General features: G+C 42.1%; 21 protein-coding genes and 1 riboswitch. Of the genes, 6 read left to right on the forward strand and 15 right to left on the reverse strand.

Annotation, left to right across the window (positions count from 1 at the left end; all coding sequences use genetic code 11):
* Positions 1-94 precede the first annotated feature (94 nt).
* The 3 genes from KEM09_RS07455 (at position 95) to KEM09_RS07465 (ending at position 2,023) form a co-directional block, all read left to right on the forward strand.
* The gene (locus KEM09_RS07455) at positions 95-322 is read left to right on the forward strand and encodes a putative signal transducing protein (protein ID WP_212227250.1); all 228 of its coding nucleotides are present in this window, start codon (positions 95-97) and stop codon (positions 320-322) included.
* Positions 323-590: 268 nt separating this feature from the next.
* Positions 591-1,112 carry an ester cyclase gene (locus KEM09_RS07460; RefSeq protein WP_212227251.1) on the forward strand — a complete coding sequence of 174 codons (522 nt, stop codon included), beginning with the start codon at positions 591-593 and terminating at the stop codon, positions 1,110-1,112.
* Positions 1,113-1,216: 104 nt separating this feature from the next.
* Positions 1,217-2,023 carry a penicillin-binding transpeptidase domain-containing protein gene (locus tag KEM09_RS07465; protein WP_212227252.1) on the forward strand — a complete coding sequence of 269 codons (807 nt, stop codon included), beginning with the start codon at positions 1,217-1,219 and terminating at the stop codon, positions 2,021-2,023.
* 351 nt (positions 2,024-2,374) lie between these two features.
* Here the strand turns inward: KEM09_RS07465 and KEM09_RS07470 are convergent, their stop codons facing one another.
* Both KEM09_RS07470 and KEM09_RS07475 read right to left on the reverse strand, forming a co-directional pair.
* Entirely contained in the window at positions 2,375-2,815 is a 441-nt protein-coding gene (locus KEM09_RS07470) for a MarR family winged helix-turn-helix transcriptional regulator (RefSeq protein ID WP_212227253.1), read from the reverse strand.
* Positions 2,816-2,871: 56 nt separating this feature from the next.
* Positions 2,872-3,354 (reverse strand): glutathione peroxidase, encoded by a 483-nt coding sequence (locus KEM09_RS07475; RefSeq protein WP_212227254.1) that lies wholly within the window; start codon positions 3,352-3,354, stop codon positions 2,872-2,874.
* Positions 3,355-3,643: 289 nt separating this feature from the next.
* Here KEM09_RS07475 and KEM09_RS07480 point away from each other — a divergent pair, with 289 nt between their 5' ends.
* Complete coding sequence (locus tag KEM09_RS07480) at positions 3,644-5,479, forward strand: B12-binding domain-containing radical SAM protein (RefSeq protein ID WP_212227255.1); 1,836 nt, start codon at positions 3,644-3,646, stop codon at positions 5,477-5,479.
* Between the two features lie 110 nt (positions 5,480-5,589).
* Here KEM09_RS07480 and KEM09_RS07485 read toward each other — a convergent pair whose 3' ends face one another.
* The 11 genes from KEM09_RS07485 to trxA (KEM09_RS07535) all read right to left on the reverse strand — a co-directional run bounded on the left by KEM09_RS07485 (position 5,590) and on the right by trxA (KEM09_RS07535) (position 16,509).
* Positions 5,590-8,043, reverse strand: coding sequence for a TonB-dependent receptor (locus KEM09_RS07485; protein ID WP_212227256.1), 2,454 nt, complete (start codon positions 8,041-8,043; stop codon positions 5,590-5,592).
* A gap of 248 nt (positions 8,044-8,291) precedes the next feature.
* A complete protein-coding gene (locus KEM09_RS07490) occupies positions 8,292-9,107 on the reverse strand; it encodes a glycosyltransferase family 2 protein (protein ID WP_212227257.1) in 816 nt (271 codons plus the stop codon).
* Positions 9,108-9,141: 34 nt separating this feature from the next.
* Entirely contained in the window at positions 9,142-10,254 is a 1,113-nt protein-coding gene (gene thiH / locus KEM09_RS07495) for a 2-iminoacetate synthase ThiH (protein ID WP_212227259.1), read from the reverse strand.
* Positions 10,255-10,362: 108 nt separating this feature from the next.
* Entirely contained in the window at positions 10,363-11,136 is a 774-nt protein-coding gene (locus KEM09_RS07500; RefSeq protein ID WP_212227261.1) for a thiazole synthase, read from the reverse strand.
* An 81-nt stretch (positions 11,137-11,217) separates the two neighbouring features.
* On the reverse strand, positions 11,218-11,883 hold the full coding sequence (locus KEM09_RS07505; RefSeq protein ID WP_212227263.1) for a thiamine phosphate synthase: 666 nt from the start codon (positions 11,881-11,883) through the stop codon (positions 11,218-11,220).
* Between the two features lie 10 nt (positions 11,884-11,893).
* Positions 11,894-12,652, reverse strand: coding sequence for a hydroxymethylpyrimidine/phosphomethylpyrimidine kinase (locus KEM09_RS07510; protein ID WP_212227265.1), 759 nt, complete (start codon positions 12,650-12,652; stop codon positions 11,894-11,896).
* Positions 12,653-12,656: 4 nt separating this feature from the next.
* Entirely contained in the window at positions 12,657-13,265 is a 609-nt protein-coding gene (locus tag KEM09_RS07515; protein WP_212227267.1) for a thiamine phosphate synthase, read from the reverse strand.
* A gap of 41 nt (positions 13,266-13,306) precedes the next feature.
* Positions 13,307-15,124 carry a phosphomethylpyrimidine synthase ThiC gene (gene thiC, locus KEM09_RS07520; protein WP_212227269.1) on the reverse strand — a complete coding sequence of 606 codons (1,818 nt, stop codon included), beginning with the start codon at positions 15,122-15,124 and terminating at the stop codon, positions 13,307-13,309.
* Positions 15,125-15,142: 18 nt separating this feature from the next.
* Positions 15,143-15,346: a sulfur carrier protein ThiS gene (gene thiS / locus KEM09_RS07525; RefSeq protein ID WP_212227271.1), complete on the reverse strand. Its 204-nt coding sequence runs from the start codon at positions 15,344-15,346 to the stop codon at positions 15,143-15,145.
* 31 nt (positions 15,347-15,377) lie between these two features.
* Positions 15,378-15,473, reverse strand: a riboswitch (TPP riboswitch).
* Positions 15,474-15,564: 91 nt separating this feature from the next.
* Positions 15,565-16,035 carry a thioredoxin gene (trxA, locus tag KEM09_RS07530; RefSeq protein ID WP_212227273.1) on the reverse strand — a complete coding sequence of 157 codons (471 nt, stop codon included), beginning with the start codon at positions 16,033-16,035 and terminating at the stop codon, positions 15,565-15,567.
* Positions 16,036-16,149: 114 nt separating this feature from the next.
* A complete protein-coding gene (gene trxA / locus KEM09_RS07535) occupies positions 16,150-16,509 on the reverse strand; it encodes a thioredoxin (RefSeq protein ID WP_212227275.1) in 360 nt (119 codons plus the stop codon).
* 156 nt (positions 16,510-16,665) lie between these two features.
* Between trxA (KEM09_RS07535) and KEM09_RS07540 the strand changes: the two genes are divergently transcribed.
* Together KEM09_RS07540 and KEM09_RS07545 are read left to right on the forward strand one after the other, a co-directional pair.
* Positions 16,666-18,096: a CCA tRNA nucleotidyltransferase gene (locus tag KEM09_RS07540; RefSeq protein WP_212227277.1), complete on the forward strand. Its 1,431-nt coding sequence runs from the start codon at positions 16,666-16,668 to the stop codon at positions 18,094-18,096.
* Entirely contained in the window at positions 18,097-18,606 is a 510-nt protein-coding gene (locus tag KEM09_RS07545) for a TrmH family RNA methyltransferase (protein ID WP_212227279.1), read from the forward strand.
* 167 nt (positions 18,607-18,773) lie between these two features.
* Here KEM09_RS07545 and KEM09_RS07550 read toward each other — a convergent pair whose 3' ends face one another.
* Positions 18,774-19,544 (reverse strand): LytR/AlgR family response regulator transcription factor, encoded by a 771-nt coding sequence (locus KEM09_RS07550; protein ID WP_212227281.1) that lies wholly within the window; start codon positions 19,542-19,544, stop codon positions 18,774-18,776.
* On the reverse strand, positions 19,525-20,601 hold the full coding sequence (locus KEM09_RS07555) for a sensor histidine kinase (RefSeq protein ID WP_212227283.1): 1,077 nt from the start codon (positions 20,599-20,601) through the stop codon (positions 19,525-19,527). The genes KEM09_RS07550 and KEM09_RS07555 overlap by 20 nt, the downstream gene beginning before the upstream one ends.
* Between the last annotated feature and the right edge of the window lie 74 nt (positions 20,602-20,675).

A 20,675-nucleotide genomic window follows, 5' to 3' on the forward strand; every position in this document is an offset into this window, starting at 1 on the left:
TTTGTACAAGATGCATTTGCAAAATAACTTCTGCCTTCTACCCAAAAACTAATAAACTATTCCTATCTTAAAAACAAACTTAAAACGATAAGCTATGACAGACGATAACACAAAATTAGTGACTGTATTTAACGGTACACCCATGGAGGTGGAAATGCTTTGCCAGGTGCTGAAAGACAATGGCATTGAAGCCAGTATGAAGAATCAGCTAATAGGCATGGTGGCGCCACACCACACGCTTGACGGAGCCGATGTGCTGGTGATGGAAAAGGATAAGGAAGCTGCGCTCAAATGGGTGGAAGAATTTAAAAAGGCAGAATAGGAGTTTTAAGAGGTGAGAAATGAGAAGCCGATTAAATGCTATCAGCCATTAGCCACCAGCCATCAGCTTATTAATAGACGAAATTATAAACCCCGCTTGCTCAATGTATCAGGCGGGGTTTTGTATGCGAACCTATTCGTGGTTAATGTTTATTGCTATGCTTGAGGCATAGTTTGTCCTCCTACTCAATATACCTCATACTGTAGGCCGGTATGGCCAAAACCTGAATGCTGACGTAACTTGTATATTCATCTTAATACAATGGAAAATGAAAGCAATTAGGTTTTACCTGTTTCTGTTAAGTGTTGCTTTACTAGGAATGGTTTCGTGCAACAACAAACAATTAACCGAAGAACTTGAAGGTTTAAAAGCTCAAAAACAGCTTGAGGAGACGAATAAATCAATAGTTCAAAGGTATTGGGAAGGCAAGTGGGAAGAACGTCGGATAGAAATATTAGATGAACTTTTGACTAAAGATGTTATATACCATGGCAGCAGTAGTATAAATGGTGTTGAAGAATATAAGCAGGTTTATAGCATGTATCGCTCAGCATTTCATGATACACATATTGTGGTTGATGAATTAATTGCAGAGGGTGATAAGGTCATGTCGCGGTGTCAATTGAGGGGCTTCCACAAAGGTCAGCTGGGCGAAATACCACCAACGGGCAACGAATTGCACCTAAAAGCCTATACGGTTTTCAGAATTAAGGATGGAAAAATAGCTGAGGAATGGGAGCTCTTAAATGAATTAGAAATGATGATGCAATTAGGATTGGAACTAAAATAGAGATACTGGCCAGCTACCGAGTGCGTCTTCAAGCGAATTGTAACTATTAAGTATCATCGTTTAATGCTATCTTGTAGCTCATTGAAAAAACAAACTCAACATCTATGCTACGTTACTTACTATTTCTCGGGCTGTTGCTATTTGCCACAAGCCTTGGCGCACAAACAGCAACGCAGGAAGACCTTAACCTAGAATCGGTATTTGAAGGTACTACAGGTACTTTTGTGCTTTACAATGTAGGGGGCGATAACTATAAGGTTTACAATGCCGATAGGGCCAGTCAGGCTTTTTCGGTGCATTCAACTTCTAAAATAGTGTGGTCCATTATTGGCCTGGAAGAGGGGCTGATAGCCAATGATACAGCGGTGATGAAGTGGGATAAGGGTAAATATCCGCCTGGAAATTTCTGGCCGGCAGGTTGGAGTCAGGACCAGACAGTTGTGTCGGCCCTTAAGTATTCGGTTAACTGGTATTACTTTGAACTGATGCCATTAATGACGACCGAAATGGTGGAGCAATACCTTAACCACCTCGATTATCAGCCGGGCTTTCAGGTGGAAAAGCTGCATTATTTTGGCTTGACCTACCAGATAGAAAAATCCGCCATGGAGCAGATTGCGTTTCTTCGGCAGCTATATACCAATGCCTTCAATCTGTCACCTTCAACCATTAGTACCATTAAAAAAGGGATGCTGCAGGAGCCGCACGATGACTACACCTTATACTATAAAACCGGTGCCGGCGAAATTAAGAATGGTAACTGCATTGGCTGGGTCATTGGCTTTGTTGAAAAAGGCGATGAGCTCTATTATTTTGCCATGAACATTGAAGACAAGGATTTCAAGAGTATTCTGGGAAAACGCATTGTTTTTACCAAAGAAGTGCTTAAGGAGCTTGGTGTTAGTGAATAGTTGGGAGTAAGTTATTATGTGAATAGATGAAGGAACTATAATACCCTCAGTTATTACCCCTGCTACCACGTATGTCCTCACGCGTGGTGTAACAATATAACATCAAAAGTTAAGACGGCCGTATTTCCCTCATCGCCTTCGGCACTTGCCAATTTGTGTTAAACTTCAAAGGCATTAGCGAAACTTTGTTTTCCCCCAGGGGAAGATCGATAGGCAGCTTTCGTAAAGAAATTTTAACGTTATGGGAATCAATTCTCCCCATGGGGAGACACCTGCAGGGAGAGGGGGAATTGTCCGTATGTTTCAATTTAATCAGCTCTAGCACCATTGGCCAGCCGCCGAATAGCATCCTTATTTATTCAGTAGTTTAATCAGCTGGTCTAAATCGTTTTTTAATCGTTTGAGGGTATCAATATCCATGGTGTCGCCAGCAATTTTTTTCACAAGCGACTCGGGTATCACAGCTGCTTGCTCTTGCAGTTCATACCCTTTGGTGGTCAGCTTAATAATCACCTTGCGAGAATCTTCAGTCGACTTTGTACGCGTAATAAATCCTTGTTTTTCCATCCGTTTCAGCAGTGGTGTAACCGTGTTGGTATTCAGGATGAGTTTTTGTGTAATTTCATTCACACTGCGCTCGTCCTGCTCCCATAATAGCATAAACACCAGGTACTGCGGATAGGTGATACCCAGCCGATCCAGATGCGGTTGGTATTCACGGGTTATCAGCCTTGATGCTGCATACACAGGGAAACAAAGCTGGTTTTCAAGTTTTAATTGTTCGTAGGCCATTGTATGGTGTTTAGTTTATTGGGGAACCTTCACGGCTCCCCAAATTCAATGCAAATCTACTGTAAAATTTTAGATAGGTAGCTGTCAATTTTAGCAGGCTTGGTAACGGGTGCAAACCGTTTTATGGGCTGGCTGTTGGCATCAATGATAAATTTGGTAAAGTTCCACTTGATTTTGCTGCCCAGCAGTCCGCCCAGTTCACTCTTGAGGTATTTAAACAGGGGATGAGCTTGTTCACCATTCACGTCTACCTTGGCAAACATGGGGAAACTCACGCCATAGTTAATCAGGCAGCCTTCTGATATGGATTTTTCATCGCCTGGCTCCTGGTTGCCAAACTGGTTACACGGAAACCCCAGTATTACCAGGCCTTTGTCTTTGTACTTTTGATATAAGGCTTCGAGGCCTTCGTACTGGGGTGTTAAACCACACTTACTGGCGGTGTTCACCACCAATACGGTTTTGCCCTTATAGTCGCTCATTTTAATGGTTTTGCCTTGCAGGCTGTTGGCTTCAAATTGATAAAAATTGTTGGTCATAGTTTTCGTTTTTTATGTATTTTTTGTCTTTATAGTGTATAAATATCGTGTGCGATACAAATATAGATAAAGCTTCCGAATAAATATCGCTCACGATATAAAAAAGGCGATATTTATGCATGAAACGACAATACGCTGTGATGAAACGACAAAAGCGAAAGTGTAGCGGCCTGCTATCTTTAGGGGCAGGCCATGACAGTATATCCCACCATCATACAGATAAAGGCTATTACACCATATTTACCTACCTTTGCATAGCAATAGAACGAATGCTATCAACAGATATCCAATGAGAATACTTTTAAACTGTTTGCCACCAGCCGATATTTACAGCCCATCTATTTCGCTTTCTATACTTAAGAAGTTTATGAATGTAAACGGCTTTGAAACAGCCATAAAGTATTGGAACTTCGGCTTGTCGGTGATGAGTGATTTTACCGATAGCGAAGATACAGAAGATCGCTTGTTGCCTTTTTTGTCTATTCTCAACGATCAACATGGCAATGCCATTGGCAATAGGCGGATACTATCTAAGCTTCAGGCATTAAATCCCGATTATATCAGTATTGATATCAACCACTATGCAGAGTTTCTAAAAGATGCAAAAACTGAAATCATCCGTCGAATCAGAGAGGGATTAGCGGCAATTGATTGGACTGAGATTAGTTTGTTTGGTATCACGGCCAAGTTTAACCAATGGATACCTGGCATTATACTGGCTGAAGAGTTGAAGAAAGTGGCGCCTCATGTGAAGGTGGTTATAGGAGGATTTGGCAGTGATGAGGTGGCGCGCGAAGCGATGAGGTTATGCCCGGCCTTTGATTATGCAAGCTGGGGCGAAGGGGAATATCCCTTATTGAAGCTGGCTACTCAGATGAATGCTAAGGAAACAGATTTATCCGATGTGCCGCGTTTATTTTACCGCAAAGAAAACACCCTTGTACAATCGGATCATAACATAAGTGAGTACCTCGATTTCGACCATTACATCTATCCCGATTACAGTGATTATCTGCGTGCTTTCCCAAAAGATGAAGATCGTGAGCAAATAAGTTTGCCCATCAATTCCATCCGCTCATGTCACTGGCACCGTTGTAACTTCTGCGATTTTAACAAGGGGTATAAGTTACGGGCACGAAGTCCTGAATGTGTGGTCAATGAGATTGCCACCATCAATCGGGCGTATGGCCTCACTACTTTTACGTTTGTGGATAGTGATACGTTTGGCAGTTTAAAGCATTTTGAAACATTGCTCGATTTGCTGATTGACCTGAAGTACCAAACTGAGGAGGACTTTTCTTTTTGGGCCGAGATAATACCAAACAGGCATTACTCAAAAGAATTAATGCAAAAGATGGCCATTGCCGGTTTCAAAAACCTGTTTATTGGCTACGATGGTTTATCCGACGGTTTGCTTAAGAAGATGAATAAGAGCAATACATTTTCTGATAATGTGCAGTTTATCAAATATGCCCTGAAAAATGGCATATATCCCTATGTGAACGTAATTAAACACGTGCCCGGGGAAACAGAGAGCGATGTGCAGGAATGTTTGAATAATCTACATTTCTTACGATTCTTTTATAACCACCCGATTGTCGAATTTTCGCACAACTATGTGACGCTTGTGTTGTCATCCATGTCGAAGTATTACAAGTTGATGCCCGATAACGAGGTGGGGAATTACACTGTTGATGAGTTATCGTATTTGTTACCAGGCAGCTTTTCTGATCACGATGAGCGCTTTCACTTATTTCGCTATCAACGTAATGTGGCTGCTAATGCGCGGGAGTGGGACAGGCTTGAAGAAGCTGAAAACTATTACAAACAGCACCGTTTCAGCTACACTGTACAAGCACATGATGGTGTGTTGTATTATACCGAATATTGCGATGGCAGCGAGATCGAAAACATTGTTTTTGGCGAACCGGAGTATGCCTTTGTACTGAAGGCAAGCGCTAAAAAAGTCATAAGCTTTGATGAGTTATATGCATTGGCAAGGGAGGAATTTATCAGCCTTAACAGGGAACGCTTACAAGAGGTGATAAGCAACCTGCGCATGGGCTATTTATTGTATTGTAACGCAGAGCTGGACCAGGTGGTGTCATTAATCGACGTGGAGTAGGTGTGTAGTCGATAATCACTTTGATCTTGCCTGAATAGAAGATTTAAAATCTATAATAACAAAGCCCGCTTCAGACGATGCAGGCTTTGTCAGGAGTATATAAAACGGTATTAGAATTTCATGCCGAGTCGTATCATAAAGTTGGTGCCAGCCTGTGGGAAATAGCCATCCAACACATCGTGTTCGCCTGCATAATAGTAGCGATATACCCATGCATTTGATTCATACTCTTCGTTAAGCAGATTGTTAACCTTGCAACCAAGATTGAAGGCTCCAACAGAAGGGATCGTAAAATCGTAGCTCAGTAGCAAATCATTTACAAACCAGGCATTCAGTTTACGTGCTTCGTTAGATGTGTTATCAATATACTGGTCGCTTACATATTTGCTTAATAAGGATATGGTCATGCCTTTTGCCGGCGTCCAGTTAAACTGGCTGGCAGCAGTAACAGAAGGCGAAAAGGCAATATCTGTTTCACCCAATTCACTTACATACTGGTAAGGTTCATTTTCAGGATCATCCCAGTAGCTCCAGTTGTCAACATATTCCGTATAGTTCTTAATTTTATTGGTAGATAAAGCCACATTACCGGCCCAGTTAATGCTTGATGACAGGTATATACCACCTTCTATCTCAATACCGGCTCTATAACTATCGGGCACATTCACCATTATGGGTGCACCCACATCGTTAATCTCGCCAGTTAATACGAGCTGATCTTTATACAGCATATAGTAGGTGTTAAGGTTGACAAACACTTTGTCGCTTGAGTATTCATAACCCAGTTCCCAGTCATAAAGCGTTTCAGGTTGCGGCTTTCGGTCGGCCGGAGCATCCCTGAAGTCACTTCTTGATGGTTCGCGCTGTGCTACAGCAAATGATGCAAACAAGCGCTGCTGTTGATTCAATTGTAAATTAACTCCCATCTTAGGGTTTACAAAATCAAATGTATACGACTGAGTTAAATCACTGTTGTCGTCATGGTTGCCACTCATTTTATAGTCTACATGACGGTATTGCATATCGCCATATAACCAAAAATTATCGCTAAGGGCATATGTGGCTTTGATGAAGCTGTTAAGGTCCTTTTTCTTACCATTGTTAAAATACCACTGGTGATTATGAGGGATACCATTATTATACTGGCTCCAGATGACATTACCAAAGTGGTCGCCATCATATTCATTATATGCTCCACCAATTACCAGCTCAAGGTTACTGTTGATGTAGATACCCGAAAAGGTAGCTCCATAGAAATCATTATCCAGCCATTTACGCTGAATAAGATCTGTTTTTTCAATGGTTTCGCCATCTATGACAATACTCTCGAAACCTACGTTGTAATCTTTAAATTTGCGACTGTTTTTATACGACTCGTAGTAGCCTTCACCTTTGGTGTAATGCAAGGCTGCTGTCAGATTCCAAAACTCATTGGCCCGGTGGGTAAAATGAAACTGGTAATGGTCCTGCTGATAGTTGTCGGTCTGGTTTTCGTACAAGTACTTATTGAATGTGCGGGCATCTGAAGCAAACAGGTTAGCAGCTTCAGCATCTGTCCATCCATCCATCATTATTAACTTTTCCATTCCTGCCACGTCATTGTTCAGCTTCACCTTGGGCACACCATTCCATGCCTGGTAGGTTTTTTCTGCTCCCGAGAACGTGATGAATTTAACCGTCGTCTTATCGCCATAATAACCGCCAGAGAAATAGTATGATTTTAGATCAGAGGTGGCACGGTCAATAAATCCATCTGAGTTAATCCGCGATAAGCGTACATCAAAAGCCATGTTGTTATTCAGTAATCCGCTCGAAACAGCTACTGAGTTTTTCATGGTATTAAATGAGCCATAGCTGTTATCAATAAAAGCCATAGCTTTTGAAGCGGAGTTTAGCGTGTTAAGGTTAACCGAAGCACCAAAAGAAGCGGCTCCATTGGTAGAGGTACCTACACCACGCTGAACCTGCACTTTATCTACAGAAGCCGCAAAGTCAGGCATGTTAACCCAAAATACACCTTGCGACTCGGCATCATTCATGGGGATACCATTTACCGTTACGTTAATGCGGGTAATATCTGTACCTCTTATGCGCAGGCCAGTGTATCCCACACCTGCACCGGCATCAGAGTTGGTGACAACACCAGGCATCTGGTTGAGCAGGAAGGGAAGGTCTTGTCCGAAATTCTGCTGTTGTATTTCTTCAGAAGTCATCTCGGAACTGGCAACTGGAGCTTGTTTATTAGCTCGTATGGCAGACACAATAATTTCATCGGTAAGCACAGCTGAAGGCTGCATAGTGACTGTTAAGTCGTTGGCCGCCTCCAGTGATTGTGATTCATAGCCAACATATGAGAATACTAATGTTGGATCCTCATCTTTAGTAGTAATAGAAAAATGCCCACTGGCATTGGTGATTGTTCCTTTAAAGGAGCTTTTGACGATGACATTTACACCAACCAAGGGCTCCCCGGTTTCATCAGTGACGTGTCCGTTGAATGTGTTTTGCGCTATGGTTCCCAGTGTTATTACTGTCACCAGCGCTAATGCATAAAACCTCTTCATTTTAATTACGCAGTTTAAGTTATTAACTAATACCGCAATGAGGAATAATTTGGAGATACTCTGTTCCCTTGTCGGCATTACCCGGCCAGGTTCGAAGGGTATAATCTCAGCCCCTGAAGGGGCACCCCATTGGAATTGGGCGCAAAAGTAGCCAGCCCGTTACTATTATCAAAGAAAAACAAGACCTTTTTGTCCTATATAAATCATCTTTCCTTTCAAGTAGCTGAATGGTAGATGCTTCTGTAAAATTATTGTTTTGGCAGGTATTTATCCAGTCCGTTCGTACAGAAATAGCTGCTATTGCCCTTCATTTTTTCAGCCAGTGCTTTATTGTTTTGTGCGTTATCGGTGTTTTCAATAGGATGGTAGAGGTGATAGGTCAAAGCCCTGAATTTGTTATTGTGCCGTTTTAATCCGTAGTTAAACAGGCGAATAAATAAGTCGGTATCTTCAAAGCCCCACCCCACAAAGTCCTCATTCATACCGTTAACAGCCACAAAATCTTCTTTCCATATACCCATCAGGCCACCACGGCAGGGTTTTAGCTTTTGTTTGGTGGGTATTAACTTACCCAACCGTGGCATATGAAGGCCGTTTTTGCTGTTTTTTTGTTTAAACAGCTGGCTGGCAGAGATACTAAACTGCTTTTTTTTGAATACGTCTTTTGTAAAGGTTTCGTCCAGCATTACCCGGGTGTTAACCACAAAGTAACCTTTTGTTGCAGTAATTCTGTTATCCTTGATGTAATTGGGGTGCATCACCAAATCGCCATCAAGAAACAGTAGGTAATTACCACTCGCTTTGGAAGCAGCATGATTTTTATTCGCTGCCAGTCTAAAACCGTCATCCTCTTGCCAGGCATGAATGAGAGGTACGGGAAAATCTCTCTGGCATTGTTCAATTACCTGACGTGTTTCATCACCTGAGCCATCATCAGCAACAATTACTTCATGTGGCATTTCCTTTTGTACCCGAACCGATTGTAGTACATGATATAATGCCTGCGGGCGGTTATAGGTTGAGATAATCAGTGAAATTGTGGGAGATCCTGAAGGTATGTTCATATAGGTGTTGTTTGTCCAAAAGTAGTGAAACCAATTAATGCATACAATCGTCCCAGTCTTTCCATACAGGTTCGTAACCGCCAGCTTTAATCATTTCGCATATGTCTTTCGGGCTGCGATCATCATTGACTGAGAACTGCTCAAGTGCTTTGTTGTACACAGCATAGCCGCCTGGTTCAGTTTTCGAACCGGCACTCATGGCTGTCACTCCCAATTGCAGCATGTTGTTTCTGAACGCTTTGCTCTCGCGTGTTGAAAGCGACAGATCAACATCAGGATTAAAAATACGGTAAGCCATAATCAGCTGCGCTAATTGTTTATCAGTCACATCCACATTGGGCTGGAATGAGCCTATATGGGGTCGCAGACGAGGGAAGGAGATGCTGTACTTGGTACGCCAGTAGGTTTTCTCCAGATAGTTAAGGTGGAGGGCTGTAAAGAATGAATCGGTGCGCCAGTCTTCAAGCCCCAGCAGACAGCCAATGCCAATTTTATGGATGTGGGCACGCCCCAGGCGCTCTGGTGTTTCCAGTCGATAGGCAAAATCAGATTTCTTACCTCGTGGATGATAGGTTTTATAGTTTGTACGGTTGTAGGTTTCCTGGTAGACATACACCGTGTGCAGTCCCAGTTGAATTAGTCCTTCGTACTCCTCTTGTTTCATAGGCTGTACCTCAATGGAAACCGATGGGAAGTGAGGTTTGACCAGTTCAACCATCTCTTTCAGGTAGTCAAAACCGCACTCTTTGGGGTGTTCACCGGTAACCAATAGCAAATGCTGAAAGCCCATTTTTTTGATCACGGCAATCTCCTGCAACACTTGTTCTTTGTTTAAGGTAATGCGTGTGATGTTGTTGTTGTGGCTAAATCCGCAGTAAGCACATGAGTTGGCACACGCATTTGACAGGTAGAGTGGAATGTATAGCTGTATGGTTTTACCAAAGCGACGCTGCGTAATTGCCCGGCTTTTATGCGCCATATGCTCCAGGTAGCTTTCTGCCGCCGGTGAGATTAATGCCTTAAAATCCTCTAATGTTGGCGTGTGGGCTGAAAGGGCTTGTTCAACATCAGCCCTGGTTTTATTTTGTATCGATGCTTTGGTACTTTCCCAATCGTGAGAAGCGTGCACCTCTTCAAATGTTTTCATCTATAGTCAGTAGTGAGTAGACAGTAGTCAGTATTATAGGTCATTTTCTTTTTTTTTGAAAGATGTAAATCGCTAGCAGCTATAGGCTAACAGCTATCAGCTTTTTTTCTACAATTCATCCAAAAAAGCTGTCAAAGGGCTGGATGCCTCTGCACCCATCGACTTGGTGGCCAGTTTGGCTTCATAGGCCATGCGCCCGGCTTCCACCGCCAGCTTAAAGGCTTTTCCCATTTCAACCGGATTGGGCGAAACAGCAATAGCGGTATTGACAAGCACAGCATCGGCTCCCATCTCCATGGCATCGGCGGCATGTGAAGGAGCACCAATACCCGCATCCACAACAACCGGCACCTGGCTTTGCTCAATAATAATGCGCAGCATCTCTTTGGTTTGTAATCCCTGATTCGAACCAATGGGTGCTCCCAATGGCATTACGGCTGCAGTGCCCACTTCCTCAAGGCGTTTGCACAAAACCGGATCGGCCTGTACATATGGCAATACGATAAAGCCAAGTTTCACCAGTTCTTCAGCAGCTTTTAAGGTCTCAATAGGGTCGGGCAGTAAGTATTTAGGATCCGGATGAATCTCCAGTTTCAGCCAGTTGGTTTCCAGTGCTTCACGAGCCAGCTGTGCTGCAAAGACAGCTTCTTTAGCTGTGCGCACGCCCGAAGTGTTGGGCAGCAGGTTGATACGTTTGTGCTTCAGGTGTTTTAGGATGTCGTCGGCCTGATTGTTCATATCAACGCGGCGCAAGGCCACGGTTACGAGTTCCGATTCGCTGACCTCAATGGCTTCCTGCATCAGTTGATTGGAAGCAAACTTACCAGTTCCGGTAAATAATCGTGATGAAAATGTTTTATCGCCTAATTGGAGTGGAGTCATTTTTCTTAGCTTATAGCTGTTATGGTTGTGTTATTAGTGTCTTTTTTTAAACTTCTGCCTGTTAAATAATTGCCTTACTGCTTAATGAAATCTGGTCCAGTTGGCCGAGCTGTAACGTCCAATCTCCTGCAATAAATCAAGAGTTGTAGCACCCGGTTGTTCACTTTTAGCGATGTATGATGAGATGGCCACCCCATGTACGCCTGTTTTAAACAGTTCGGGCAGGTCGTCAGGCAATAGTCCGCCAATGGCAATCACAGGAAGGTTGATGCCTGCTTCTTTACATTGATTAAGGATAGCCCGATAGCCTTGGGAGCCAAGCACGGGGCTTAAATTCTTTTTAGTTTCGGTAAAACGGAAGGGGCCAAGGCCAATATAATCAACCCCTAACGTGGCCAGTCGTTCTATGTCATCAAAAGTATTGGCTGTACCACCAATAATGACTTGTGGCCCCAAAATAGTACGCGCTTCATCGGGAGCCATGTCATTTTTACCCAGGTGAACACCATCCGCACCAATTTTAGCTGCAATATCCACATGGTCGTTCATAATAAAAGTAGCACCATTATCCATACAAAAGCTGAGTGCTTCAACGGCTACCTGTTCAATATTCTCTGTTTTTTCTTCTTTCATGCGCAGTTGCACCCAGTTACCGCCACCCATCACTACCGACTGTATTTGCTGTAAATAGCTTTGGGTAGAAGGGGAGGTAATAAATTGCAGACGTGCGATTGATTTCTTTTGCATAGCTGTATGATTAATCAATGGAGTTATAATGATAGCCCAACAGTGTAATGTTGCTGCCAATAATTTTTTTCACATAAAAATGAGCTGATTGACAGGCAACTGCCGAGGATTTGCCAAGTGCTATTTCGGATGCGATTGCAGCCGAAAGTATGCAACCTGTACCGTGCTTTTGCCAGTCTCCCTTAACTTTTTCAGATGTTACTTTAATAGGCTCTTGTGCAAAGCTGTAGAGTGTGTCGCAAACTGTATTGCCCTTGGAGTGACCACCTTTAATGAGAATAGATGTCTTCAGCTGATTGGCGAGTATCTGTGCATCTGAATCGTTAAATAGTAGCGAGTATTCAGGCAGGTTGGGAGTGAGAAGGTCTACCTTCTCTCTTAGTAATTCCTGTATGCTTTGGTGAAGGTGAGTGTGGAATGGAAATCCGGCAGAAGCTTTTAATATGGGATCCCATACAATAAAAGCCTCTGGCCAGTTTTTCTTTATCCAATCCAAAACTTGACTAAGAGTCGCAGCCGACTCTATTAAACCAATTTTAATAGCTTTCGGACAGTATTGCTCAGCAAGCGGTATGAGCTGTTTAATTATCTCTTCAACCGACAGCCATTTAGCACCCTCGAAGTCTGATTCATTCTGATAGGTAATAGCCGTTACAGCGCCTAAGCCATAGACCTTATGTTGTTCAAACGTTTTAATATCACTTGTAACACCTGCGCCACTGCATGGGTCAAATCCGGCAATGCTCAGTACATAAGGTCTTTCATTCATTTGTTTAAGTCCATTTTTCAGTGACTTCTTTGAAGCGTTCAACAACACCTTCAATGTCACCATCATTTTCAAATTGCGCCCACAGGTGTCCGTGTAAAACAACACCATCAAAGCCTAGCTCTTTGGCAATATCCACATTTTTATGGTCGATGCCACCAAGTGCCAATACCTTGACATCATGAATTGTGGATAAAAATTTCTTTAATATGGTCTGGTCAATGGCCGGGCCATATCCTTCTTTCGAGATACTTTCGAAAACCGGGCTTAGTAAAGCATAGTTGAATGATTCACTCAAATTGATAAGCTCGCTCATTGAATGCACCGAGATGCTTTTGGGCAATGATTTATTGCTGTAATCATCAATCAGGTGGCGGTTGTAAGAGGTGAAATGAACGCCTCTCAGGCCTTTAGGTTCCACAATGGAAAGATGACTGTGCACCACAATGCGATTATGATATTGAGCATCAATAGAATCAATAAATGCGATCATGTCCGCTTCGCTGTAAGCGGGCTTTCGTACATGTAAAATTTCAAGTCCGGCCTCAAACAAAGCATTAATTGCTTCAACTTCCTTATTAAGTTGGGTTGGATAACAAATTACAATTGGCTTCATAAAGTTTAGTTTTATTCTGGCACAAAAATAACTGTTATTCGTTACATATATAACTCTCCACCCGATTCTTTGAATAATTCTTTTTTATCTTCAAGCTTCTTAGCTAAGTCTCTGACCTCCATTGTACTTTTCATGGAACAAAACTTCTCTCCACACATAGAACAGAAGTGCGATGACTTATAACCTTCGTCCGGCAAGGTCTTGTCATGGTATTGCATAGCTGTTTCAGGGTCGAGTGCCAGTGAAAACTGATCTTTCCAGCGAAATTCGAAGCGAGCTTTGCTCATGGCAAAATCACGGAATTGCGCACCTGGAAACCCCTTGGCGACATCAGCTGCATGAGCTGCCAGTTTATAGGTGATCACACCGGTTTTTACATCGTGCTTGTCCGGCAATCCAAGATGTTCTTTAGGGGTTACATAGCAAAGCATAGCTGTTCCGTGCCAGGCAATCATGGCACCACCGATAGCTGATGTTATATGGTCGTAGCCGGGAGCGATATCTGTTGTTAATGGTCCTAAAGTATAAAACGGAGCTTCTTTACAATGTTCCAACTGCAGGTCCATGTTCTCTTTAATACCTTGCATAGGTACGTGTCCCGGACCCTCAATAATCACCTGCACATATTTGTCCCGTGCTTTCTGCGTTAATTCACCCAATGCTTCCAACTCGCCAAACTGCGCACGGTCGTTGGCATCTGCGATAGAACCTGGTCGTAAACCATCTCCCAAAGAAACACCTACATCGTAAGCTGCCAATATGTCGCAAATTTCATCAAAATGGGTATACAGGAAATTTTCTTTGTGATGATAAAGCATCCATTTTGCCATGATGGAGCCACCACGAGACACAATACCTGTTACGCGTTTGATGGTAGATGGAATATGTTTCCATAGTAATCCGGCATGAATAGTGAAATAGTCAACACCCTGCTCAGCTTGCTCAATCAGCGTATCCCGGTATATTTCCCATGATAGTTTTTCAACGTCGCCGTTTACTTTTTCAAGCGCCTGGTATAAAGGCACTGTACCCACCGGTACCGGAGAGTTGCGTACAATCCATTCGCGTGTTTCGTGTATATTATCGCCAGTTGATAAGTCCATGATGGTGTCGGCTCCCCAGCGTACTGCCCAAACAGCCTTCTCCACCTCTTCTTCGATGGAGGACGTAGTTGGTGAATTGCCAATATTGGCATTGATCTTTACTAAAAAGTTACGACCAATAATCATTGGCTCCGTTTCGGGGTGGTTGATGTTGGCAGGTAAAAAAGCACGACCTGCCGCTATTTCATCCCTTACGAACTCAGGTGTAACTTCTTTTTCTGGAATCTGCGCACCATAGCACTGGCCGCGATGCTCGCGATAGCTTTCTTGTATTTGCTGAATTTGTTGATTCTCACGAATGGCGACATATTCCATCTCTGGTGTGATAATGCCCTGACAGGCATAGTAGTACTGAGTAACGCAGCGTCCGTCTTTTGCCTTAAGGGGCATGGTACTCACATGGTCGAAACGTAAATGGTCCAGCTTCTTATCTGCCAATCGCATCTGACCATATTCAGAACTTAGCTGTTCTAATTCCTGGATATCATCGCGTTCTTTGATCCACTGTTCTCTAATTTTAGGTAAGCCTTTCTCCAAATTAACAGCATAATCAGGATCGGTGTATGGGCCACTAGTGTCGTAAACAGTGACAGGTGGGTTCTGGAATATCTCACCTTCACTTGTTTTGGTGTCGCTCAGTTCAATGCTGCGATGTGCTACTTTGATGTTATGAATCTGGCCCGATTCATATATTTTCTTCGAATTAGGAAAAGGACCGGTAGTCAGCCCTTCCTGCGATATTTTGCTTTTAGTCATAATTGTAAAGGTTAAGGATCAGCCACCCTGGCTGGCTTTAATGATTAGAATTTTGTCACCGTCAGAAATTTGAGCCTTAGCCCATTGACTTTTGGGAACCACCATGTCGTTTACCGCCAAGGCAATGCCACCGGTATGTGTTTGTCCGATGCGTTGCAATACATCGTCAATTGAAGTGTTATCAGGCATGTCTGTTGCTTGCCCGTTGATAAAAATGTTCATTGTCTTTCTAACATTTTATACGGGAAGCCAAATAGAGAGTCATTCATATCCCTGCGACAGCATTACCTGCATCAGGTTCAATGGGTGTAATCTCAGCCTGTAAAGTAAGGCACCCCGAATAATTTGATGAGCCAAAGGTAAACGAAAAAAAAGTTCCTAAACAAAAAAAAGCCGAAGAAAAAATCTTCGGCTTTCAATTTATCATCTAATTGCGATAATTACTTATCGACTTGTAATATTTCGCTAATCATTGTCTCTAAATCGTTTTGTGAGCGGTATCCCATAGCGGCCTGTGGCTCGCCCTTCAGAGGTACAAAAACAATGGTTGGTAAACTTCGTATTCCAAAGGTGGCGGATAATTCGCGCTCTTGGTCAGTATTGATTTTATAAATCTGAATCTTGCCATCGTATTCCTTTTGAATATTATTTAATACCGGTGAAAGCATTTTGCAAGGTCCGCACCAATCGGCGTAAAAATCTAATATGGCCGGTACTTCACCTTCATATTTCCACTCGGTATTATTTTCATAATCAAATACCTTTTCTTTGAAGCTTTGGGCATCTAAATAGATAACAGAGTTTTCTTCTTTAGCAGCCTTGGCTTCATCGCTGGTAGTTGAATATAGCTCAAAGCCAGCTATAGAGGTGGCTATTATGCCTATCAAAACAAATAAACCTATCTTCTTCATATCTTCTTCAAATTAATATTTCTCAATCTGTAAGTTAAACTCCGTACCTATAAATTAGTTGTTATCCAAACCCAGTTTAACAGGCTTTTAACAGCTTGTTATGGCGTCAGTCAATTATTTTTCTACTTTCAAAACATCTTTAAAAGCTCTGATAAAGGTGTCTTTCGGTAAAGCACCTTGCGCCATCTGAGGCTGACCTTCTTTTGGAATAAACAGAATTGAAGGAATACTCTGGATACCAAATGCTCCGGCCAATTCTCTCTCGGTTTCAGTATCTACCTTATAAATGTCTATTTTTCCATCAAACTCGGTTGATAATTCATCAAGGATTGGGCTTACCATTTTACATGGTCCACACCAGTCGGCGTAAAAATCAATAACGGCTGGTTTATCACCCTCAAACTTCCACTCTTTACTATCTGTATAATTGAAAACTTTTTCCTTGAATGTTTCGTTGGTTAAATGCTGTACCATAATTTTTGTTTTTTAGTTTGTGAATACTGCAAAGTTAATAAATAATTCTAAATATCTACAAATGTATATGTATCGATAAAACAATTACCATGCCAAACCCTATATCTGCCAAAAATGGTCAAAATGCCATAATAATGTTGTAATTTTGTCAGCAATATGATACAAGAAGCACAAAAAAGGGTGGAAAAGAGCTTAAATCATGCTGTTTTTCATGCCATTCGAGATATATGTAATGAAATGAATTGTCCCGCCTTTGTAATAGGTGGTTTTGTAAGAGATTTATACCTGAACAGACCTTCTAAAGATATAGATGTGGTTGTAGTGGGGAGCGGGATTGAGTTGGCTGAGAGAGTTGCGAAAAAGCTGGGAGGTCTTCGCCTGACCGTTTTTAAAAATTTTGGTACTGCCATGTTGCGTTACCGCGATTTGGAAGTGGAGTTTGTTGGAGCACGCAAAGAATCCTATCAGCGAAACTCGCGCAAGCCCATTGTCGAAGACGGTACACTGGAGGATGATCAGAATCGCAGGGATTTCACCATTAATGCACTGGCATTGAGTCTTAATAAGAGTGATTACGGTTCCTTGGTTGATCCATTTAATGGCATGGACGATATGGAAAACGGTATCATCCGTACTCCTTTAGAACCGGGCGTAACATTCTCGGATGATCCTTTACGCATGATGCGTGCCATTCGTTTTGCCACCCAATTGAATTTTCGGATAGAGGAAAAGACCTTTGACGGAATTAAAGCTCAAAAGGACAGGATTAGTATTGTTTCTGGTGAGCGCATTGCCGATGAGCTGAATAAGATTGTGATGGCAGACAGGCCTTCCATTGGCTTTAAGTTGTTAGAATTAACAGGGCTTCTGGAAATTATCTTTCCCGAGTTTCAAGCTATGAAAGGTGTTGATAAGGTAGATGGACGTGCGCACAAAGATAATTTCTACCATACGCTGGAAGTGTTGGATAGAATTGTTCCTAATACCGATAATCTTTGGTTGCGATGGTCGGCCATTCTGCACGATATCGCCAAGCCACGAACCAAACGTTACGACAAAAAACTTGGTTGGACTTTCCATAATCATAATTTCATTGGGCAGAAAATGATACCAAAGATTTTTGGTCGTATGAAGCTGCCGCTCAACGAGAAAATGAAATATGTGCAGAAGATGGTGGGGCTTCATATGCGCCCTATTGTTTTAAGTGAGGATGTAGTAACTGACTCAGCCGTCCGTCGTTTGTTGTTTGAAGCCGGTGACGACATTGACGATTTAATGACGCTTTGTGAGGCCGACATCACCTCAAAGAACGAGGCCAAAGTAAAGCGTTATATGCGCAACTTTAAATTGGTGCGTCGTAAACTAAAAGAAATTGAGGAGAAGGACCATATACGTAATTTTCAACCTCCGGTAACCGGAGAGGTGATTATGGAGACATTTGGATTAGAGCCATGCAAAGAAATTGGTGATTTAAAATCGATTATTAAGGAGGCGATTCTGGATGGAAAAATAGGCAACAATTTTGATGAGGCTTTTGCTTTAATGCTTAAAGAGGCGGAAGCGATGGGACTTAAACGTGTTAAGTAAATGCCCGAAACACATTCGAAATACTTTTTCAATAAAGAAAATGAAGGACATATAGCTAAAGGAGCCGATGTTATCATTGTTACTGATAATTTCTCAACGCCCGAGAATATTGGGAATATAATCCGCCTGGCAGCTAATGTGAACGCCTCAAAAGTAATTGTGGTTGGCAGCGAAGGCTGCCGGATGAGTAAGGTCAATAAAACAGCCGGGGCTGCTATTGGGCATGTGCCGGTAGAATGGTGTAATCTGGATAGCCTGGAGGTGCCCGATGGCTATCAAATGGTGGCATTGGAAACAGCTGAAGGGGCCATTAATTTATACGCTGAACGATTGCCGGTTAAACTATTGCTGGTGCTTGGAAATGAAAAATACGGTGTATCGCAAGAGATACTTATGCGTTGTCATCATGCTGTTTACATTCCGATGCCTGGATCAATTAAATCGATGAATGTATCGCATGCGGCAGCTGCATGCCTATTTGAATGGATGCGACAAAATATGCAGGTGTAATAATTGTCTGTAAAGTGGCTAACAGATTGATAACAAATAGTTATATTTGTCAGATAATTACAGAAATCAAGGATATAAGATATTAAAAGCAAACAGGTTGTTTTACAGCTTGTTTTTAGGGTTAGTTTTTTAAGGGTTAAAAGGGGAGCAGATGTTCCCCTTCCTTTTTATCCGGCCGTTTCTTCCAGCCAATATTTAAATGCTTTAACTCGCTCGCGACTTACAATTACATCGTCGGATGCCTGCATGCCTATTAACTTAAGCTTAAGGCGTGAGTTGCTGTAGTTGATAATATCAGCAATAGCGCTGATTCTTACAATGTATTTACGACTTATCCTGTAAAAATCAGCAGGATTGAGTTGAATCTCATACCGGTCGAGGCTTTGATCCAATGCATAACTATGCCCATCCAGGGTGCGCAAGAATGTGTCCTTTTCTTCGCTGTAGAAGAAACTGATTTCATTGGTGTTAATCATTCTCAGGTGCTCACCAACCTTTATTAAAAAGCGGGTTTTGTAGTTGTTTTGCTGTATGAGAGTTTGCGTTTGCAATATCGCCTGATGGATGCTTGTCAGGTCCATATTTTGATGATTCAGAAACTTATTGATGGCCGTTTCCAATGCTTCTTCTTCGATGGGTTTCAGCAGGTAATCGATGCTGTTGACCTTAAAGGCCTTGATGGCATACTGATCGTAAGCAGTGGTGAAAATGACCGGAAACATAACATCGCACTGCTCAAAGATATCGAAACTGATACCATCGCCCAGCTGAATGTCAAAAAAAGCCAAATCGGGTTGAGGGTTGTTTTTTAACCAGTCAACCGACAGCTCAACACTATCACAAATACTGCTAATTTCTGCATCAGGATGGAGTTTCTGAATCATTTGCGACAGGCGCGAAGCCGCCAGATGTTCATCTTCAACTATTAATATGCGCATTGTCCAATTGGATTAGAGGTAAATGAATGGTAAAGTATTGTTGGTCTTGTTTTATAGTAAGTTGTTTATTAGTCAGGTAAAGAATGCGTTCATTCAGATTTTTAAGTCCTGTACCAGAGTCAGAACTATCTTTTCTAGGGTAAAATGTGTTGGATATGATAACTTCATCATCAGAGAGCTGAATGTCAAGATGGACCTTCTTATTGGCGGATATGCTGTTATGCTTAAATACGTTTTCGGCAAGCATTTGGAGAGATAAGGGTATGACCATCTGATTGTTATTCTCAATGTCAGGAATACGGTAGGTAAAATTGTCTCCAAAACGGATTTTCTGCAGGTAGATGTAGCGTTTAACAATTTGTATTTCCTCTTCAAGAGGAATGATTTCTTTGTTTTTGAGCTGTAGTATGTCCCTGTAGAAGCAGGATAGCTCGTGCGTAAATTGTTTGGCAGCTGGCACATTCATCTCAATTAATGTGGTAAGTGCATTGAGGCTATTAAATAAAAAATGCGGATTGACTTGTGTTTTCAGTGATTCATATTGAAGCTGCAAAGCCTGTCGCTTAAGCTTCTCCCGGTTTTCAACTTCTTTTCGCCAATGAATAAAGAAAGAGCGGGCATAAAACCAAAGGGCAATGAAATAAAAAATGCCAAATTCTATCCACATTACATAGGCATAGCGGGCATAAAACTCTTTGAACGGCATTTGCCCCAATAGTGAATGCCACAGCCAATTGACACTAAAAATGACCAGTGAGCTATAAATAGTTGAGCTGACCAAAACAACGATTAAACTTTTGATTGGTGCACTTATCCAGGCAACATATCTATTTTCAAGCCATCCAAAGATAAAGCCAAAGCTAAAAAGGCTATAACCCAGTAGCAGGCTGTAACCGGCATTTTGACCAACAGCCTGGATATTTAGCAGGCATTTGGGGCAGGCAAACCCTAAGAATATAACGCCAATTAAGGCTGAAGTAATACCATACCACAGAAAAATATAGAAGGATTTTTTGAAGCTGTATTTTTTATTGCAGATATCGCTGTAGATGCTCATGTGTGATAAAATGAGAATTAAATATAAATATTAATTGATAAATCCCGGCAGAGAATTTAATACTGCCGGAATAT

The sequence above is a fragment of the Carboxylicivirga mesophila genome (genome assembly GCF_018271975.1).
Lineage (GTDB): Bacteria > Bacteroidota > Bacteroidia > Bacteroidales > Marinilabiliaceae > Carboxylicivirga > Carboxylicivirga mesophila.

What these genes read in the sequence shown, in the direction of transcription:
- KEM09_RS07455 (WP_212227250.1), top strand. Translation starts at nt 95, where the DNA reads ATGACAGACGATAACACAAAATTAGTGACTGTATTTAACGGTACACCC.
- KEM09_RS07460 (WP_212227251.1), top strand. Translation starts at nt 591, where the DNA reads ATGAAAGCAATTAGGTTTTACCTGTTTCTGTTAAGTGTTGCTTTACTA.
- KEM09_RS07465 (WP_212227252.1), top strand. Translation starts at nt 1,217, where the DNA reads ATGCTACGTTACTTACTATTTCTCGGGCTGTTGCTATTTGCCACAAGC.
- KEM09_RS07470 (WP_212227253.1), bottom strand. Translation starts at nt 2,815, where the DNA reads ATGGCCTACGAACAATTAAAACTTGAAAACCAGCTTTGTTTCCCTGTG.
- KEM09_RS07475 (WP_212227254.1), bottom strand. Translation starts at nt 3,354, where the DNA reads ATGACCAACAATTTTTATCAATTTGAAGCCAACAGCCTGCAAGGCAAA.
- KEM09_RS07480 (WP_212227255.1), top strand. Translation starts at nt 3,644, where the DNA reads ATGAGAATACTTTTAAACTGTTTGCCACCAGCCGATATTTACAGCCCA.
- KEM09_RS07485 (WP_212227256.1), bottom strand. Translation starts at nt 8,043, where the DNA reads ATGAAGAGGTTTTATGCATTAGCGCTGGTGACAGTAATAACACTGGGA.
- KEM09_RS07490 (WP_212227257.1), bottom strand. Translation starts at nt 9,107, where the DNA reads ATGAACATACCTTCAGGATCTCCCACAATTTCACTGATTATCTCAACC.
- thiH (WP_212227259.1), bottom strand. Translation starts at nt 10,254, where the DNA reads ATGAAAACATTTGAAGAGGTGCACGCTTCTCACGATTGGGAAAGTACC.
- KEM09_RS07500 (WP_212227261.1), bottom strand. Translation starts at nt 11,136, where the DNA reads ATGACTCCACTCCAATTAGGCGATAAAACATTTTCATCACGATTATTT.
- KEM09_RS07505 (WP_212227263.1), bottom strand. Translation starts at nt 11,883, where the DNA reads ATGCAAAAGAAATCAATCGCACGTCTGCAATTTATTACCTCCCCTTCT.
- KEM09_RS07510 (WP_212227265.1), bottom strand. Translation starts at nt 12,652, where the DNA reads ATGAATGAAAGACCTTATGTACTGAGCATTGCCGGATTTGACCCATGC.
- KEM09_RS07515 (WP_212227267.1), bottom strand. Translation starts at nt 13,265, where the DNA reads ATGAAGCCAATTGTAATTTGTTATCCAACCCAACTTAATAAGGAAGTT.
- thiC (WP_212227269.1), bottom strand. Translation starts at nt 15,124, where the DNA reads ATGACTAAAAGCAAAATATCGCAGGAAGGGCTGACTACCGGTCCTTTT.
- thiS (WP_212227271.1), bottom strand. Translation starts at nt 15,346, where the DNA reads ATGAACATTTTTATCAACGGGCAAGCAACAGACATGCCTGATAACACT.
- trxA (WP_212227273.1), bottom strand. Translation starts at nt 16,035, where the DNA reads ATGAAGAAGATAGGTTTATTTGTTTTGATAGGCATAATAGCCACCTCT.
- trxA (WP_212227275.1), bottom strand. Translation starts at nt 16,509, where the DNA reads ATGGTACAGCATTTAACCAACGAAACATTCAAGGAAAAAGTTTTCAAT.
- KEM09_RS07540 (WP_212227277.1), top strand. Translation starts at nt 16,666, where the DNA reads ATGATACAAGAAGCACAAAAAAGGGTGGAAAAGAGCTTAAATCATGCT.
- KEM09_RS07545 (WP_212227279.1), top strand. Translation starts at nt 18,097, where the DNA reads ATGCCCGAAACACATTCGAAATACTTTTTCAATAAAGAAAATGAAGGA.
- KEM09_RS07550 (WP_212227281.1), bottom strand. Translation starts at nt 19,544, where the DNA reads ATGCGCATATTAATAGTTGAAGATGAACATCTGGCGGCTTCGCGCCTG.
- KEM09_RS07555 (WP_212227283.1), bottom strand. Translation starts at nt 20,601, where the DNA reads ATGAGCATCTACAGCGATATCTGCAATAAAAAATACAGCTTCAAAAAA.